The 14,791-nt window shown below is 44.0% G+C and carries 13 protein-coding genes; 6 read left to right on the top strand and 7 right to left on the bottom strand.

The window, feature by feature from the left end; genetic code table 11:
* Positions 1 to 60 precede the first annotated feature (60 nt).
* Positions 61 to 1,131, bottom strand: coding sequence for an endolytic transglycosylase MltG (gene mltG / locus ACFSRY_RS11365; protein ID WP_377507131.1), 1,071 nt, complete (start codon positions 1,129 to 1,131; stop codon positions 61 to 63).
* 221 nt (positions 1,132 to 1,352) lie between these two features.
* Here mltG and ACFSRY_RS11370 point away from each other — a divergent pair, with 221 nt between their 5' ends.
* Complete coding sequence (locus ACFSRY_RS11370; RefSeq protein WP_377507134.1) at positions 1,353 to 1,982, top strand: L-threonylcarbamoyladenylate synthase; 630 nt, start codon at positions 1,353 to 1,355, stop codon at positions 1,980 to 1,982.
* A 26-nt stretch (positions 1,983 to 2,008) separates the two neighbouring features.
* Here the strand turns inward: ACFSRY_RS11370 and ACFSRY_RS11375 are convergent, their stop codons facing one another.
* The gene (locus tag ACFSRY_RS11375) at positions 2,009 to 2,917 is read right to left on the bottom strand and encodes a lysophospholipid acyltransferase family protein (protein ID WP_377507137.1); all 909 of its coding nucleotides are present in this window, start codon (positions 2,915 to 2,917) and stop codon (positions 2,009 to 2,011) included.
* Between the two features lie 222 nt (positions 2,918 to 3,139).
* Between ACFSRY_RS11375 and ACFSRY_RS11380 the strand changes: the two genes are divergently transcribed.
* Together ACFSRY_RS11380 and ACFSRY_RS11385 are read left to right on the top strand one after the other, a co-directional pair.
* On the top strand, positions 3,140 to 3,724 hold the full coding sequence (locus tag ACFSRY_RS11380; protein ID WP_377507140.1) for a WbqC family protein: 585 nt from the start codon (positions 3,140 to 3,142) through the stop codon (positions 3,722 to 3,724).
* A gap of 111 nt (positions 3,725 to 3,835) precedes the next feature.
* Complete coding sequence (locus ACFSRY_RS11385) at positions 3,836 to 6,439, top strand: ATP-dependent Clp protease ATP-binding subunit (RefSeq protein WP_377507143.1); 2,604 nt, start codon at positions 3,836 to 3,838, stop codon at positions 6,437 to 6,439.
* Positions 6,440 to 6,504: 65 nt separating this feature from the next.
* Here ACFSRY_RS11385 and ACFSRY_RS11390 read toward each other — a convergent pair whose 3' ends face one another.
* The gene (locus ACFSRY_RS11390) at positions 6,505 to 6,873 is read right to left on the bottom strand and encodes a hypothetical protein (protein WP_377507146.1); all 369 of its coding nucleotides are present in this window, start codon (positions 6,871 to 6,873) and stop codon (positions 6,505 to 6,507) included.
* A 300-nt stretch (positions 6,874 to 7,173) separates the two neighbouring features.
* Here ACFSRY_RS11390 and ACFSRY_RS11395 point away from each other — a divergent pair, with 300 nt between their 5' ends.
* From ACFSRY_RS11395 to ACFSRY_RS11405, 3 genes are all read left to right on the top strand, one after another.
* Complete coding sequence (locus ACFSRY_RS11395; RefSeq protein WP_377507149.1) at positions 7,174 to 8,733, top strand: acyl-CoA carboxylase subunit beta; 1,560 nt, start codon at positions 7,174 to 7,176, stop codon at positions 8,731 to 8,733.
* A gap of 99 nt (positions 8,734 to 8,832) precedes the next feature.
* Entirely contained in the window at positions 8,833 to 9,903 is a 1,071-nt protein-coding gene (locus ACFSRY_RS11400) for a M42 family metallopeptidase (protein ID WP_377507152.1), read from the top strand.
* Positions 9,904 to 9,995: 92 nt separating this feature from the next.
* The gene (locus ACFSRY_RS11405; RefSeq protein ID WP_377507155.1) at positions 9,996 to 10,805 is read left to right on the top strand and encodes an ABC transporter substrate-binding protein; all 810 of its coding nucleotides are present in this window, start codon (positions 9,996 to 9,998) and stop codon (positions 10,803 to 10,805) included.
* Here ACFSRY_RS11405 and ACFSRY_RS11410 read toward each other — a convergent pair.
* From ACFSRY_RS11410 to ACFSRY_RS11425, 4 genes are all read right to left on the bottom strand, one after another.
* On the bottom strand, positions 10,802 to 11,260 hold the full coding sequence (locus tag ACFSRY_RS11410) for a hypothetical protein (protein WP_377507158.1): 459 nt from the start codon (positions 11,258 to 11,260) through the stop codon (positions 10,802 to 10,804). The two genes, ACFSRY_RS11405 and ACFSRY_RS11410, sit on opposite strands and share 4 nt — an antisense overlap.
* A 72-nt stretch (positions 11,261 to 11,332) precedes the next feature.
* Positions 11,333 to 12,562 carry a 3-phosphoshikimate 1-carboxyvinyltransferase gene (locus tag ACFSRY_RS11415; protein ID WP_377507161.1) on the bottom strand — a complete coding sequence of 410 codons (1,230 nt, stop codon included), beginning with the start codon at positions 12,560 to 12,562 and terminating at the stop codon, positions 11,333 to 11,335.
* Entirely contained in the window at positions 12,559 to 13,596 is a 1,038-nt protein-coding gene (aroB, locus tag ACFSRY_RS11420; protein ID WP_377507164.1) for a 3-dehydroquinate synthase, read from the bottom strand. Before aroB ends, ACFSRY_RS11415 begins: the two co-directional genes overlap by 4 nt.
* A gap of 53 nt (positions 13,597 to 13,649) precedes the next feature.
* A complete protein-coding gene (locus ACFSRY_RS11425) occupies positions 13,650 to 14,732 on the bottom strand; it encodes a chorismate mutase (protein ID WP_377507167.1) in 1,083 nt (360 codons plus the stop codon).
* Positions 14,733 to 14,791: the final 59 nt, after the last annotated feature.

The raw sequence follows: 14,791 nt of genomic DNA on the forward strand, positions 1-14,791 counted from the left end.
TATAAAAAAAGAGCCTGCTGTGCCAATAAAGCGCAGCAGGCTCTCTTCATCTACGGGAAATTACTTCATTATATTCCGCTCATTCAAGGCACGATGGAAGCGACGCGCATTTGCCTGATGTTCGGCTACAGTGGTGGCGAAGCTATGGTACCCGGAGAAATCATCCTTTGCGCAGAAATAGATGTAGCTATGCTTTTCCGGGTTCAGCACTGCATCAATGCTGGATATGGTAGGTACATTGATTGGGCCCGGAGGCAAACCTTTGTAACGGTAAGTGTTATAAGGCGAATCGTGACGAAGGTGCGCGTTAAGAACGCGGCGAATGCTAAAATCTCTCACCCCAAAAATAACAGTAGGGTCAGCCTGCAGCAACATTCCTTTGTTCAGGCGGTTCAGGTAAACACCTGCCACGCGAGGCTTTTCATCGTTCTTAGCTGTTTCAGCCTGCACGATAGAAGCTAGTGTGGATACCTCCTGAGGAGATAGCCCTAATTTATCTGCTTTTGCACGACGCTCTTCGTTCCAGAATTTGTCATATTCCGTCTTCATACGCTTCATCAGATCAGGAGCAGTAATGGTCCAGTATACCTCATAGGTATTTGGCACAAACATGCTGACAACAGTTGCCGTGTCAAAACCAAACTCCTTCAGGTACTCCTGGTTGTTAAGCAGGCTATCCAGTTGCTCTTCTGTAGGCTCCAGGTCTGCGGCTAATTTTTCTGCCAGCTGATTGCGCAGACGCACGGTATTGAAAGTAAGTTTAACAGGAGTTTGCTCCCCCAGGCGCAGTACTCCGATTAACTGGCGGTTACCCCAGCCATGTTCCAGCTTGTACCGTCCTGGCTTTACAAGTTGATCATAATCCATCAGCTTCGACATAAAACGCAAAGACAGCGGATCAATGATCACACCCGTGGCCTCTACCGAATCCATTGCCTGTTCATAAGTGGCACCGGTAGGAATCAACACATAGGTATCCTGATCTTTTGTATCTACGTTAGCTGTGTAAACAATCTGGTAAGCGTAATAAGAGAAGCTTACAAACAGGAACAAGAACAGTACGATAAGGCCTGGTACTAATTTGCTCTTTTCCTTTCTTTTTCTTCTTGGTGTGTTAGCGTCGTTAGCCATAGTGTAAGTAAAAGGCTTGGAACAAAATTTAGGTTCCAAGCCTATGGTAATCGGGTAGCAAAAATAACACTTAAGTATTTAAATTGGAATCACTGATTAGCTGAAAAAGAGAAAATTAAAGTTAAACGCTCTTTCTTCGCTGCACAATTTATCTGAAACGCTGATTTATCTAAACAAGTATGTTTACTTTATACTTAAAAACATAAAAGAATATTCTAACAATGAGCAACGCTACTTTTCTTCAGATACACCCGGAAACCCCGCAGGAGCGCAAGATTTTTGAAGCTGTAGATATCCTCCGTAATGGCGGTGTCATCATTTACCCAACTGATACCATCTACGGAATTGGCTGCGACATCCACAATGCCAGAGCAATTGAGCGTGTTTGTCAGATAAAAGGCGTTAAACCAGATAAAGTGAACCTGTCATTTATATGCTCAGATCTTACTCATATTTCTGATTATGCAAAAATAGACACACCCACCTACAAAGTAATGAAGAAGGCTCTTCCAGGTCCCTTTACTTTTGTTCTGAATGCAACCAGTAATGTACCAAAGTATACCAGCGGAAAGAAAAAAACAGTGGGCATTCGTGTGCCGGAGAATAAAATTGCTTTAATGTTGGTAAAGGAGTTGGGTAACCCAATACTCTCCACGTCTATTCGCGATGAAGACGACATTTTGGAATACAGCACTGACCCCGAGTTAATTTATGAAAAGTATAAGAACCTGGTGGATTGTGTAATCGATGGAGGTTACGGAAGCAACAAAGCCTCAACAGTTGTTGATGTGACAGGCAATGGCTTTGAGGTGCTTCGTGAAGGAGCCGGAGACATTGAGCAATACCTATAGCCATAGCCTTTTAACAATTTTAACTCTTAATTAGTAACCTGTGGTCGCTTATGTTTCCAGCGTTTATGGGTCCAGAGATAATTGGCGGGGTTACGCCGGATTGTTGTTTCCAGCTTTTGAGCAAAAATTTCCGTGATCGGATATTCTACGCCTAAAGCAGATAAGTCCTGTTGCCCGTCAGTTATGGTTTCAAAGGTAAGAATGTAGTACCCTCTTCGCCCCCGCTGCACATCGAGGTATAAAACAGGGTAGCCAAACGAATTTGAAAGCTTTTCAGCTCCAACAAAGAAAGCAGTTTCCTGATTTAAAAATTTTGTCCAGTATTGAATCTCTCCGAAAGGTGGGGTCTGGTCTGATAGCATCGCAACAACACGAGGCACTTTCCTATTCCTGATAAAGTCGCGCATAGTATCCTTCATCTTGACCAGACGAGCTCCTAGCCTGCTACGAATGTAGAGCATGAACTCTTCAAAAAACACATTGCTAAGGGGCTTGTAAACACCCTCGGCAGGGAAACTAAACTGCACAGCGCCAGCCGACAAAATCCACTCCCAGTTTCCTGAATGGGACCCCATGGTAATAACTGGCTTTCCCTGCCTTACAAGATCATCCAGCACTTCCTGATTGGTAAACGTGATTCGTCTTTCCATTTCAGATTTACTAATTGAGGCCAGTTTAATGATCTCCACTACCACATCCATAAAATGCCTATAGAATGCTTTTGCCATATCCTTTATCTCCTGTTCCCCTTTTTCAGGAAAAGAATTCCGAAGGTTATGCAGCACTACTTTCTTTCTGTAACCTATGATATGGTATGACAGCAGAAAAAGAAAGTCTGAAAGCAGGTATAGTACAGGGAATGGTAACAAAGACAAGCCTTTGAGCAGCAACCAAAGGGGATAATACAGTGGCGGGATATTAATTCTTCTCTCCATACGCGAATTAGCAGCCGCAAAGGTACAATCATCCGCCTGATTATGAAATTACATAATTCATGCTTATTTAGCACTTGGCAGCTCCGCTGCTGACAACTGATATGCTGACAAGGATAGATAGTATAACCATTATTTGTCTTTTATCACAGAGTCTTTTGTCAATAAATTAACTATCTAACTCACTAACTTCAATTTCTTAATTTGATCCTCCTTACTGAAATAATGTACAACCCACCCGTTCAATATTTTTGGTACGCACTCCGAGCCGAAAGTATACTGGTGGAACAGCACGAGAACTATGTAAAGCAAAGCTACCGCAACCGTTGCCATGTGCTCACGGCGCAGGGGGTAGTGCCTTTAAGCGTTCCGGTGCTAAAAGGCAGCAGCAAAGACAAAACACGTATCACCGAAATTGAAATAGATTACAGCCAGAAATGGTATAATGTACACTGGCGCACCCTACAGGCAGCCTATGGGCGTGCTCCTTATTTTGAATTTTATTGTGACTATATTAAAGAGGTGTACGAGCGGCAGCCAAAATTTTTATTTGAGCTTAACGTTGATTTATTACGGCTTTATCTTAAATTACTAAAGCTAAACACGTCACTAAATTTCACAGGCGCTTACCAAAATAATGCTCCCGAAAACGTATTGGATTTAAGAAATAAGATACATCCTAAAATCTATCCTGACAATTTGCACGTAAAAACCTATACACAAGTATTTGGCAAACAATTTGTATCAGAGTTAAGTATAATTGACTTGTTGTTTACACAGGGTCCAGCGTCACTCTCATTTCTACAGTAACGGCGGCCACCAAGCTGAACAATTGTACTGCACGGCTTGTTAAGATTAGGGTCCTTCTGTTAGCCTCAATCAATTATCAATTTTAGATTTTTTTAAGTTTATAGAGTATACATGGAAGCTAAATTCTCAAACCGAGTGAAAGAGGTCATCTCGCTCAGCCGTGAGGAAGCTATTCGACTTGGACATGACTACATAGGTACAGAGCATCTGGTCCTAGGCATGATTCGGGAAGGAGAAGGTACCGCCATTGCCCTGCTTAAGAAGCTTGGCGTTTCGATAGATGAGTTAAAGTACGCTTTAGAACAAGCTACCCGAAATACAGCTAGCCAAAGCAGTAACATCACCGGCAGTATCCCGCTTACCAAGCAGACTGAGAAGGTGCTTAAGATAACATACCTGGAGGCAAAGATCTTCAAGAGTGATATCATTGGTACAGAGCACCTCTTATTATCCATCCTTAGGGATGAAGACAATATTTCTTCACAAATTTTAGCGAAATTCAACGTGAACTACGAAGCAATAAGAGACTCTTTGGATTATCATAGTAATAATCCACTGGCGTCGTCAGACACTGACGACTCTGATGATTCTGACAAATTATTCGGCAGCTCATCTTCACGATCCGGCAGCTCAAGCAAAAAGCCTGGCGAGAAGTCGCGTACTCCTGTACTTGACAACTTTGGCCGCGATTTGACTAAGCTGGCAGAGGATGACAAGCTGGACCCGATTGTTGGTCGTGAGAAAGAAATTGAGCGTGTGGCCCAGGTACTGAGCCGCCGTAAAAAGAATAACCCGATCCTTATTGGTGAGCCTGGCGTGGGTAAAACAGCCATTGCCGAAGGTCTTGCCCTGCGCATCGTGCAGAAAAAGGTAAGCCGCGTGTTGTTCAACAAGCGTGTAGTTACCCTGGACCTTGCTTCGCTGGTTGCCGGCACCAAATACCGTGGTCAGTTTGAAGAGCGCATGAAGGCCGTGATGAACGAACTGGAGAAGTCTCCGGACGTGATCCTATTCATTGATGAGCTCCACACGATAGTAGGTGCCGGTGGTGCTTCTGGCTCCCTGGATGCATCGAATATGTTCAAGCCTGCGCTTGCCCGTGGCGAAATCCAGTGCATCGGTGCTACTACCCTGGATGAATATCGCCAGTACATCGAGAAAGATGGTGCACTTGCCCGTCGTTTCCAGATCGTAATGGTAGATCCTACCACACCGGAGGAGACAATCGAGATATTGAACAATATCAAGGACAAGTACCAGGACCACCACCATGTAAACTATACTGATAAGGCGATTGAGGCCTGCGTGAAACTGAGTGACCGCTACATGAGCGACCGTTTCCTGCCAGACAAAGCTATCGACATCCTGGATGAGGCTGGTGCACGTGTACACATCAATAACATTGTGGTACCAGAGGATATTCTTAAGCTGGAAGAGCAGATCGAAAATATAAAGGTTGAGAAAAACCGTGTAGTTAAGAGCCAGAAGTATGAAGAGGCAGCTCAACTGCGTGATAAGGAGAAGAAGCTTATCGACCAGCTTGATAACGCTAAGAAAAGCTGGGAAGAAGAGACAAAGAAAAAGCGCTATACAGTAAAAGAGGAAAATGTGGCAGAGGTTATTGCCATGATGACAGGTATTCCTGTGAAGCGTATTGCTCAGAACGAAGGTGTGAAACTCCTTAACATGGGCGAAGAACTGAAAGGCAGAGTGATTGGCCAGGACAAGGCAATTACGCAGCTGGTGAAAGCTATCCAACGTACACGCGTAGGTCTGAAGGATCCTAAGAAGCCAATTGGTTCATTTGTGTTCTTAGGACCAACAGGTGTAGGTAAAACAGAGCTTGCCAAGGTGCTGGCGACTTACCTGTTTGATAAAGAGGACTCTTTAGTGCGTATAGACATGAGTGAGTACATGGAGAAATTCAGTGTATCTCGTTTAGTCGGAGCGCCTCCGGGATATGTTGGTTACGAAGAAGGTGGCCAGCTGACGGAGAAGATTCGTCGTAAGCCGTACTCTGTGGTGTTGCTGGATGAGATTGAGAAAGCGCACCCTGATGTGTACAACCTGTTGCTACAGGTGCTGGATGATGGTATTCTGACAGACGGACTGGGCCGCAAGGTTGACTTCCGTAACACGATTATCATCATGACATCGAACATTGGTGCCCGTGACTTGCAGGACTTTGGAGCCGGTATCGGTTTCATGTCGAAGAGCAAGCAGGAGAATGTAGACGACATTATGAAAGGTACTATTGCCAGCGCCCTGAAGAAAACATTCTCGCCAGAGTTTCTGAACCGTCTGGATGACGTAATCGTGTTTAACTCGCTAAACCGTGAGGATATGCACAAGATTATTGAGTTGTCTCTTAGCAAACTGTTCAAGCGTGTGGAATCCCTGGGCTATACAATCGAGCTTACAAAAGAGGCAAAAGACTATGTAGCAGAGAAGGGATATGATCCGAAATACGGTGCACGTCCGTTGAACAGAGCTATTCAGAAATATATCGAAGATCCGATTGCGGAAGAGATTCTGAAAGCCGAGGTTAACCAGGGAGATACCATTCTGGTTGATTACAAGGAAGGAGAAGAAAAGCTTACTTTCAAGTCAAAAAAGAGCAACGGCAAAAAGCTGAAAGGTGCTTCTGATGAGACAGAAGAAGAAAGAGAGTCTTCCAAGTCATCAGGCTCAGATAAGTCAAAAGACAAAGAATAATAAATTTAAATATTGATGAAAAGGGCTGCCAGATGGCAGCCCTTTTCATTTTATTACGATTTATCTTAGTACCTGTCAGAAGTATCTGCTTCTCCTATTGCTTCAAAGTGACTAGCCTGTTTTATGGTCTTCTCTTTACCATTGGCATCTTCGTAGGAGCGTTCTTCAACTTTTATCGACAGAGCTTTTCCTTTTAATTCTTTTGAGTCCACTTCTTTTTTGTCTATTCCTACAGCCTTAAGAAAAGCAGCTAGAATAGGCTGACCAGGTTCACTTAAGTAAAAACGTTGGTTTACGAACCCATCTTCATTTTCCATACGGCAATTTATAAACGGGATTTCCTTATTCTCGCTTTTACCCTCTTCTACTTCCGTTATTTTTACCACATGTCTGCCTTCTGGCAGAAATGGCTTTTCATCTACTTTTAGTTTCATAAATTTTCTGCTTATTTGCTAAATTAATACGCAAAAGCCATAGTTATGTTTGGCAAAATCAAAACAACAAGTCATTTTTACTAAAATAATTAGCAAATATAGGGTTTTATCTCATTCCCTTTGCGCGATTTACAGGAACTTATATGATGAAGTTTTAAAAATGACAAGGTTAAGCAGAGAGCTAAATTATAATCATACTAGAATATTGAGAAAATAGCATTTTTATAAAGTTTTTCGTCGCATAGTTTTTAAATTTGAGAAATAATAATTTAGAAGAACTTTCATAGAAATACTTCATTAATGGCCGGAGAAACTAGAGAAGCCCAAATAGCAACGCTGGAACGCAAGAATGCTGAAGCATTACTTGGTGGCGGACAAGATCGCATAGATGCACAACACAAAAAAGGAAAGCTTACTGCCCGTGAGCGAATCCACTTATTGATGGATGAAGGCTCTTTCGAGGAGATCGGCAAATTCGTAATGCACCGTTCTAAAGACTTTGGTCTAGATAAACAGTACTACCTGGGTGATGGCGTCGTGACGGGCTATGGTACGATCAATGGCCGTCTGGTGTATGTTTTCTCTCAGGACTTTACCGTGCTGGGCGGATCTCTTTCTGAAACACACGCTGAAAAAATTGTAAAGATCATGGAGCTTGCCATGAAGAACGGAGCGCCTGTTATTGGCTTAAATGACTCAGGTGGTGCCCGTATTCAAGAGGGAGTAGTATCGTTGGGAGGTTATGCTGATATTTTCTACCGCAACACACTGGCCTCTGGTGTTATTCCGCAGATTTCAGCTATTATGGGACCATGTGCAGGTGGTGCTGTATACTCTCCAGCCATCACAGACTTTATCATGATGGTTGAGGATACATCCTATATGTTTGTAACAGGACCAAACGTAGTTAAAACCGTAACACATGAAGAGGTAACTTCTGAGGAATTAGGTGGAGCCAGCACCCACAGCACGAAGAGTGGTGTTACACACTTCTCCTGCGCCAATGAAGTAGAATGCATCAACTATATCAAAAAACTTTTAAGTTATATTCCACAAAACTGCGAAGACTTACCTCCTTCTCTGCCATACGAAGCTCAGGGAGATGAGACACGTGAGGTGTTGGATACGCTTATTCCTGAGAACCCAAACCAGCCTTATGACATCCGTGAAGTGATTGACGGAATCATTGATGCTGACTCCTTTTTTGAAGTGCATAAGAACTTTGGCGAGAACATAGTTGTAGGCTTTGCCCGACTTGGAGGTCGCAGCATTGGTATTGTAGGTAACCAGCCCGCTGTACTTGCCGGTGTGCTGGACATCAACGCCAGTACGAAAGCAGCTCGTTTCGTACGCTTCTGCGATAGCTTTAACGTTCCGCTTCTAGTTCTGGAAGATGTACCGGGCTTCCTGCCAGGTACAGATCAGGAGTGGAGAGGCATTATCACGAATGGTGCTAAATTACTTTATGCATTCTGCGAGGCTACTGTTCCACGGATCACAGTGATTACACGTAAGGCTTACGGCGGAGCTTATGACGTAATGAACTCAAAGCACATTGGTGCTGACATGAACTTTGCTTGGCCAACAGCAGAGATCGCTGTCATGGGTGCTCAGGGTGCTGCAGAAATCATCTTCAAACGCGAAATAGCCACTGCCGAAGACCCTGAGGCTAAGTTAGCTGAGAAGGTGCAAGAATATAAGGAGAAATTTGCAACACCTTACCGCGCCGCACACCGTGGGTTTATTGATGAGGTAATCATGCCATCTGAAACAAGAGGCAAACTCATTAAGGCATTCAAGATGTTGGAAAACAAAGCAGTGACCCTTCCGCGTAAGAAGCATGGCAACATACCTTTATAAGAAAAAGTAGAAACACTCTAGGCCTGTGCTGCCGGCAAAATAATTCAGCACAGGCCTACATAATCTCACACTAACCTAACACAACGTCACCTTAGCTATATGAGACAAGAATCTTTTGACTTTCTTCAAAAATACCTCAATAACTCCTCCCCTACCGGCTTTGAGTCAGAAGGCCAGAAGATGTGGCTGGAGTATATCAAACCATACATCGACGAATATTTTGTTGATACCTATGGTACGGTGGTGGGAGTCGTAAACCCACAGGCAGATTATAAAGTCGTTATTGAGGCGCATGCTGATGAGATCTCCTGGTTTGTGAACTACATCACTCCAGAGGGTTATATATACCTGAAGCGCAACGGGGGATCTGATGCATTGATTGCCCCTTCAAAACGAGTTAACATTTATACTGCAAAAGGCATTGTAAAAGCTGTCTTTGGCTGGCCGGCCATTCACGTACGCAAAGTAGAAAATGACAAGGCTCCTACCATTGAAACCGTTTTCCTGGACTGCGGTGCCAGCAACCGTGAAGAAGTTGAGGAGATGGGTATCCATGTTGGATGCGTAGCTACTTTCGAAGATGAATTTACGGTTATGAACGACCGCTACTACGTTGGCCGTGCTCTTGACAACCGTATTGGAGGCTTTATGATTGCAGAAGTAGCTCGTATGCTGAAGGAAAACAACCAGACCCTTCCCTTCGGCCTTTACATTGTTAATGCTGTACAGGAAGAAATTGGCCTACGTGGAGCCGAAATGATTGCGCATCGTATTAAACCAGATGTAGCCATTATTACCGACGTAACCCATGACACGCAATCTCCGATGTATGAAAAAAAGACCAGCGGCGACATCCACTGCGGCAAAGGTCCTGTTATAGCTTACGGACCTGCCGTTCAGAACAATGTACGCGACCTGATCATAAATACTGCCAGGGAAAAAGAGATTCCTTTTCAGCGTTCAGCGGTATCACGTGCTACAGGCACCGATACTGATGCCTTTGCGTATTCAAATGCAGGTGTAGCCTCGGCTCTTATCTCTTTGCCTTTGAAGTATATGCACACAACCGTAGAAACAGTTCACAAAGATGATGTTGATAATGTGATAAAGATGATCTACGAAACTGTACTGAAGATACAGGACAAGCAGGATTTCCGATACCTCAGTTAAGACTTTACTTTTAGCCGTAAAGAACCTCACAGCGTCTTAAGAACCTGTGAGGTTTTGTTTTTAGTACCCTTTGGAATTCATTAAATTTGATCATGACATTTCCAGCCGCTTTTACCGACCAGATGGGCCACACGCTTACTGTGGAGCAGTTGCCGCAGCGTATCATCTCCTTGGTACCATCTCAAACAGAATTGTTATTCGATCTTGGCTTAGGAGACAGGGTAGTAGGCGTGACCAAATTCTGTATCCATCCAAAGGAGCAGGCAAAACAAAAAATTATAATTGGCGGCACTAAAAACTTTCATCTTCATAAAATTGATGAGTTAAAGCCTGACCTGATCATTGGGAATAAGGAGGAAAACTATCAAGAAGGAATAGAGGCTCTACAGAAAAGTTATCCGGTATGGATGAGCGATATCTACACTTTGGATGATGCACTCCTGATGATGCAGCAAATAGGGCTGTTGACTGGAACTGAAGCCAAAGCACAGGAACTTGTGCTCAGGATTGAAAAAGGATTTAAGGACTTACAACCTCTGCAACCCCCAGGTGTAAGAACCGCCTATTTTATCTGGCGAAAGCCTTACATGGTAGTGGGCAGTAACAATATCATAGATCATATTATGCAACGCTGCGGCTTTACAAACATCTTCGCTGATCTGCCCCGTTATCCTGAGGTAACACCGGAACTGCTACGGGACATTGCCCCCGAGCTCATACTTTTATCATCAGAGCCCTACCCTTTCAAAGAGAAGCATATACTGGAATTTCAGGAACTCTGCCCTCATACACAGGTTAAAGTTGTAGATGGCGAAATGTTCAGTTGGTATGGAAGCAGGCTACTGCAGACCCCTGCATATCTAAAAGAAGTAATAGAGGAAGTAAAACAACAGAAGGGTTAATTTAGCTTTTGAAGTAATGTAGTGGCTCTTTCGGCTATACTTCTGAAATAAGTCGCATCTTGCTGAACCTCTGTTTTGCTTTTACCCAGCACCTCTCTTCTATTTATCGGATCGTTTAAGCGCGACAGCGTGATTAGTCTCTTCAATCGGTTTTTAAACCTGATATCGGATGCATCCATATTCGCATGCTCCAGTTTCTCTAACAGTAAGTCCCTGAACCCTTTCTTTTCTAGCTTCTCTTCATCAAGCAAACGCAAAATGGCAGCTACTGCCTCGTCCTCGTATTCACTTGTTATAGCCACACTTATTAGCTCCTCCGTATTCGGCAGAGGTAACCTGATTAACATTAAGTAACCTCCGGCCTGTGTCTCTGCAATAGCATAGCACTTTAACCAGAACTTACCTGTTGCTTTATCCTGATATACGGCCGCCAACTCATCTTTAGCAGTTTCCATCAACTGCATTTTGTGAAGCTGACCAGCTATCAATTTTGCATCCCCATATAACCGTCTTTCGTTCACACCCGCTTAATTGCTATGTCTTACCTCAAACCCCACCTTCTCCATGTCCTGCCAAAATCTTGGGTAAGATTTGCGCACCACACTTGGTTCTTGTATCTGTACAGGCTGCAGCAAAGCAATTGGTGCAAAAGCCATAGCCATACGGTGGTCCTGGTAAGTGCGGAATGCAAGATCCTGCTTATTGATGATGCCCGGCTTCATTCTGAAAACACCGGGGCTAATCTCTTCTAAGGAAGTACCAAGGGCCAGCACCTCTATTTGCAGCGCCTGAATTCGGTCTGTTTCTTTTATGCGTAAGCTTTCCAATCCTGTTAGCTCCAGAGTAACCCCTAAACTGGCACAAAGGGCTACAATAGTCTGAGCTAAATCAGGGCAATCGGAGAAATCAAAAGCTACGTTTTTCTCACAATGCTTTTTTATGAGCTTGATTCCTTCTTTCGTAAAGGTAGTGTAAACTCCTAGCCGATCCATGATAGCTACTATAGCACTATCTCCCTGAAAGGAATTCTCTTTAAGCCCCAGCAGGGTAACTTCCGCATCTTTAGCCAGCGCCACTATGCTATACCAGTAACTAGCCGCTGACCAATCCGACTCCACATGAAAAACAGCTGGCTTATACTTCTGGTGCGGCACTAAGATGGTATTGCTTTCAAAATTTGCATCCGCTCCAAAATGACGCATAAGCGAAAGTGTCATTTCAATGTATGGCCGGGAGCTTATTTTACCCTTAAGCTCCAGTTCCAACCCCTCTGGAAGCAAGGGCGCTACCATAAGTAAAGCTGAAATATATTGGCTGCTAACATCACTGCGAACAGTCAACTTCTTTTTACCTGTGCTCTTAAAGTTACCGATCTTAAGAGGTGGATATCCTTCTTCCTGAAGATAATCGATACTTGCACCTAACTCCCGTAATGCATCCACTAAAACTTTAATAGGTCGCTGACACATGCGTTCTGTACCTGTCAACGTCTTTTCTTGTCCGGTAACAGCATAATAGGCTGTTAAGAACCGCATAACAGTTCCAGCATCCTCTGCATCTACTACTTTAGCGTCGCTTTTCAGGAGTCGCTGCAGCAACTGTGTATCATTTGCCTCCGAAAGGTTGTGCAGTTTAGACTTTCCACCGGCAAGCGCCGCAATGATTAGAGCCCGATTAGCCTCACTTTTAGAAGCTGGTAGTTTAATACTACCTGTTATCGTGCCTGTAGGGTGACTTAGGGTAAGGCTTTGGATCATAAAAGTGAATAGTAACGGAGTGAAGAAACAATCTCCTGCACAGTAACCGGTTGATCATAAACAGCCTGGCCGATGCCTTTCAACAATGTACAGTTAATGGCAGCACTTGAATTCTTCTTATCCTGCAAGGCCAGCAGGCTTATTTGCTGAATATCTTCCTCACGTAACTGCACCTTTTCATAAATAGAGATCAGGAACGTTTCAATTTTATCAAGTTCCTGCTGCTGCAACAGGTCATGCTTTACTGATAACCATGCTTCGCAAAGCATACCTACAGCTATTGCCTCACCGTGAAGCAACTGCCGTTCAGGTTTTTCCAGCAGGTAACTTTCCAAAGCATGCCCTACTGTATGCCCAAAGTTCAAAACTTTACGGTAACCTCCTTCCAATGGATCAGCCTCCACCACTTTTGCCTTAATGCTTACAGAATGTCTTATCAGGTCTTCCCACTCCTCAACGAATAACCCAACATGACGCTGCTCTTTAAATTTATCAGCATCAGCAATCAACCAATGCTTTATAACTTCAGCATATCCAGACTTAAGCTGCCGTGGTGAAAGAGTCTCTAAAAAAGCAGGGTTTATAAAAACTGCCTGCGGTTCTTTATACACACCGATGTGGTTTTTTAAACCATGAAAGTCTAAACCGGTTTTACCGCCCACACTGGCATCTACCTGTGCCAAAAGCGTGGTAGGCACCTGCACAAAGTATATACCTCGTTTAAACACAGCCGCACAGAAACCGCCCATATCACCTATCACACCTCCTCCTAAATTTACCAGCACTGACCAGCGGTCCAGGTTCATCTCTGTCATACGCTGCCAGATATGCTCGCAGGTCTGTAGCGTTTTATTCTCTTCTCCGCTTCGCACCTGAATCAATTCATGCTCCGGCAGGTTAGGTTTAAGCAAAGGGTAACATTGTGCCAGTGTATTTTCATCTACCAAAACCACAACCTTGCTAAAAGCACGGTTCTTTAGCAGTTCTGGCAGCTCTTTAAGCACATCTTTCCCTATGTATATGGTATCTGTCATGGTATAAATTAATGGTTTAGGTTTGGTTGATAGCTGCTTTCTTCAACTATTACCTACTCCCCATCAAGTATCTGTGTTTGTTTGCGGATAGACTCCACATGAATTAGCTTATACAGTTCAGCTACAAAGTCAGGATTTACCCCTGCCTCTGCACCCCACTCTGCGCGACTCTTAAAAATTTCTTTCCACCGCTCCAGCTGTAGTATCTGTACATTATTCTGTTTTTTATACTCCCCGATCTGCTCTACCAATGCCATTCGTTTGGCTAAGGCTGCAATAATATCATGGTCGGCAGCATCAATCTGCAGGCGGAGCTCTTCTGCACAATTAACAAGCTCGGCATCATCATAAGTAGACTTCCTTACCTGCAGCCTAGACACTATATCTTTCAGCGCTGCCGGGTTCACCTGTTGTTCAGCGTCGCTTAATGCATTTTCCGGATCAGGATGAGTTTCAATCATAACTCCGTCATACCCTAAATCCAGCGCTTTTTGCGATACAGGAAAGATCAGTTCACGGTTACCAGCAATATGGCTTGGGTCAACTATTATAGGTAAAGACTGAAAACGTGCCTTCAGCTCAATGGGAATCTGCCAGAAGGGCGCATTCCTGTATTTAGACTTCTGATAGGATGAAAAGCCACGGTGAATAGCAGCCAGATCAGTAATACCTGTATTGTAGATTCGCTCGATGGCTCCAATCCAAAGCGCCAGGTCCGGATTAACCGGATTCTTAATCATCACCGGCACCTTTACTCCTTGCAGGGCATCAGCAATTTCCTGCACGGCAAAAGGGTTTACTGTCGTTCTTGCACCAATCCAAAGCACATCTATACCTTGCTTTAGCACCTCCTCCACATGCTTACCATTGGCTACCTCTGTAGCAACAGCCAGCCCAAACTCCCTTTTTACCCGCCCAAGCCACTCCAGCCCTTTTAATCCAATCCCCTCAAAGGAGTTTGGCCTGGACCGAGGCTTCCAGATTCCTGCCCTGAATATATGCACTTGCTGCTGTGCAAGAGCTGCGGCAGTTTGCATTACCTGCTCTTCACTTTCGGCACTGCAGGGACCAGCTATAACCAAAGGCTGCCCTGCCTGTTGCCTTCTAAAAAAAGAATCTTTGTTGTTAAACTCCATCTACCTAAAAACTTGTTACAAAGGTAACTTTTGTTCAGACAAAAGCCCAGTTGGGTATA

This window comes from Pontibacter locisalis (genome assembly GCF_042684605.1).
In the GTDB taxonomy this organism is placed as follows: Bacteria; Bacteroidota; Bacteroidia; order Cytophagales; family Hymenobacteraceae; genus Pontibacter; species Pontibacter locisalis.

What these genes read in the sequence shown, in the direction of transcription:
- aroB (WP_377507164.1), bottom strand. Translation starts at nt 13,596, where the DNA reads ATGACAGATACCATATACATAGGGAAAGATGTGCTTAAAGAGCTGCCA.
- ACFSRY_RS11400 (WP_377507152.1), top strand. Translation starts at nt 8,833, where the DNA reads ATGAGACAAGAATCTTTTGACTTTCTTCAAAAATACCTCAATAACTCC.
- mltG (WP_377507131.1), bottom strand. Translation starts at nt 1,131, where the DNA reads ATGGCTAACGACGCTAACACACCAAGAAGAAAAAGAAAGGAAAAGAGC.
- ACFSRY_RS11395 (WP_377507149.1), top strand. Translation starts at nt 7,174, where the DNA reads ATGGCCGGAGAAACTAGAGAAGCCCAAATAGCAACGCTGGAACGCAAG.
- ACFSRY_RS11405 (WP_377507155.1), top strand. Translation starts at nt 9,996, where the DNA reads ATGACATTTCCAGCCGCTTTTACCGACCAGATGGGCCACACGCTTACT.
- ACFSRY_RS11410 (WP_377507158.1), bottom strand. Translation starts at nt 11,260, where the DNA reads ATGGAAACTGCTAAAGATGAGTTGGCGGCCGTATATCAGGATAAAGCA.
- ACFSRY_RS11425 (WP_377507167.1), bottom strand. Translation starts at nt 14,732, where the DNA reads ATGGAGTTTAACAACAAAGATTCTTTTTTTAGAAGGCAACAGGCAGGG.
- ACFSRY_RS11385 (WP_377507143.1), top strand. Translation starts at nt 3,836, where the DNA reads ATGGAAGCTAAATTCTCAAACCGAGTGAAAGAGGTCATCTCGCTCAGC.
- ACFSRY_RS11415 (WP_377507161.1), bottom strand. Translation starts at nt 12,562, where the DNA reads ATGATCCAAAGCCTTACCCTAAGTCACCCTACAGGCACGATAACAGGT.
- ACFSRY_RS11380 (WP_377507140.1), top strand. Translation starts at nt 3,140, where the DNA reads ATGTACAACCCACCCGTTCAATATTTTTGGTACGCACTCCGAGCCGAA.
- ACFSRY_RS11375 (WP_377507137.1), bottom strand. Translation starts at nt 2,917, where the DNA reads ATGGAGAGAAGAATTAATATCCCGCCACTGTATTATCCCCTTTGGTTG.
- ACFSRY_RS11390 (WP_377507146.1), bottom strand. Translation starts at nt 6,873, where the DNA reads ATGAAACTAAAAGTAGATGAAAAGCCATTTCTGCCAGAAGGCAGACAT.
- ACFSRY_RS11370 (WP_377507134.1), top strand. Translation starts at nt 1,353, where the DNA reads ATGAGCAACGCTACTTTTCTTCAGATACACCCGGAAACCCCGCAGGAG.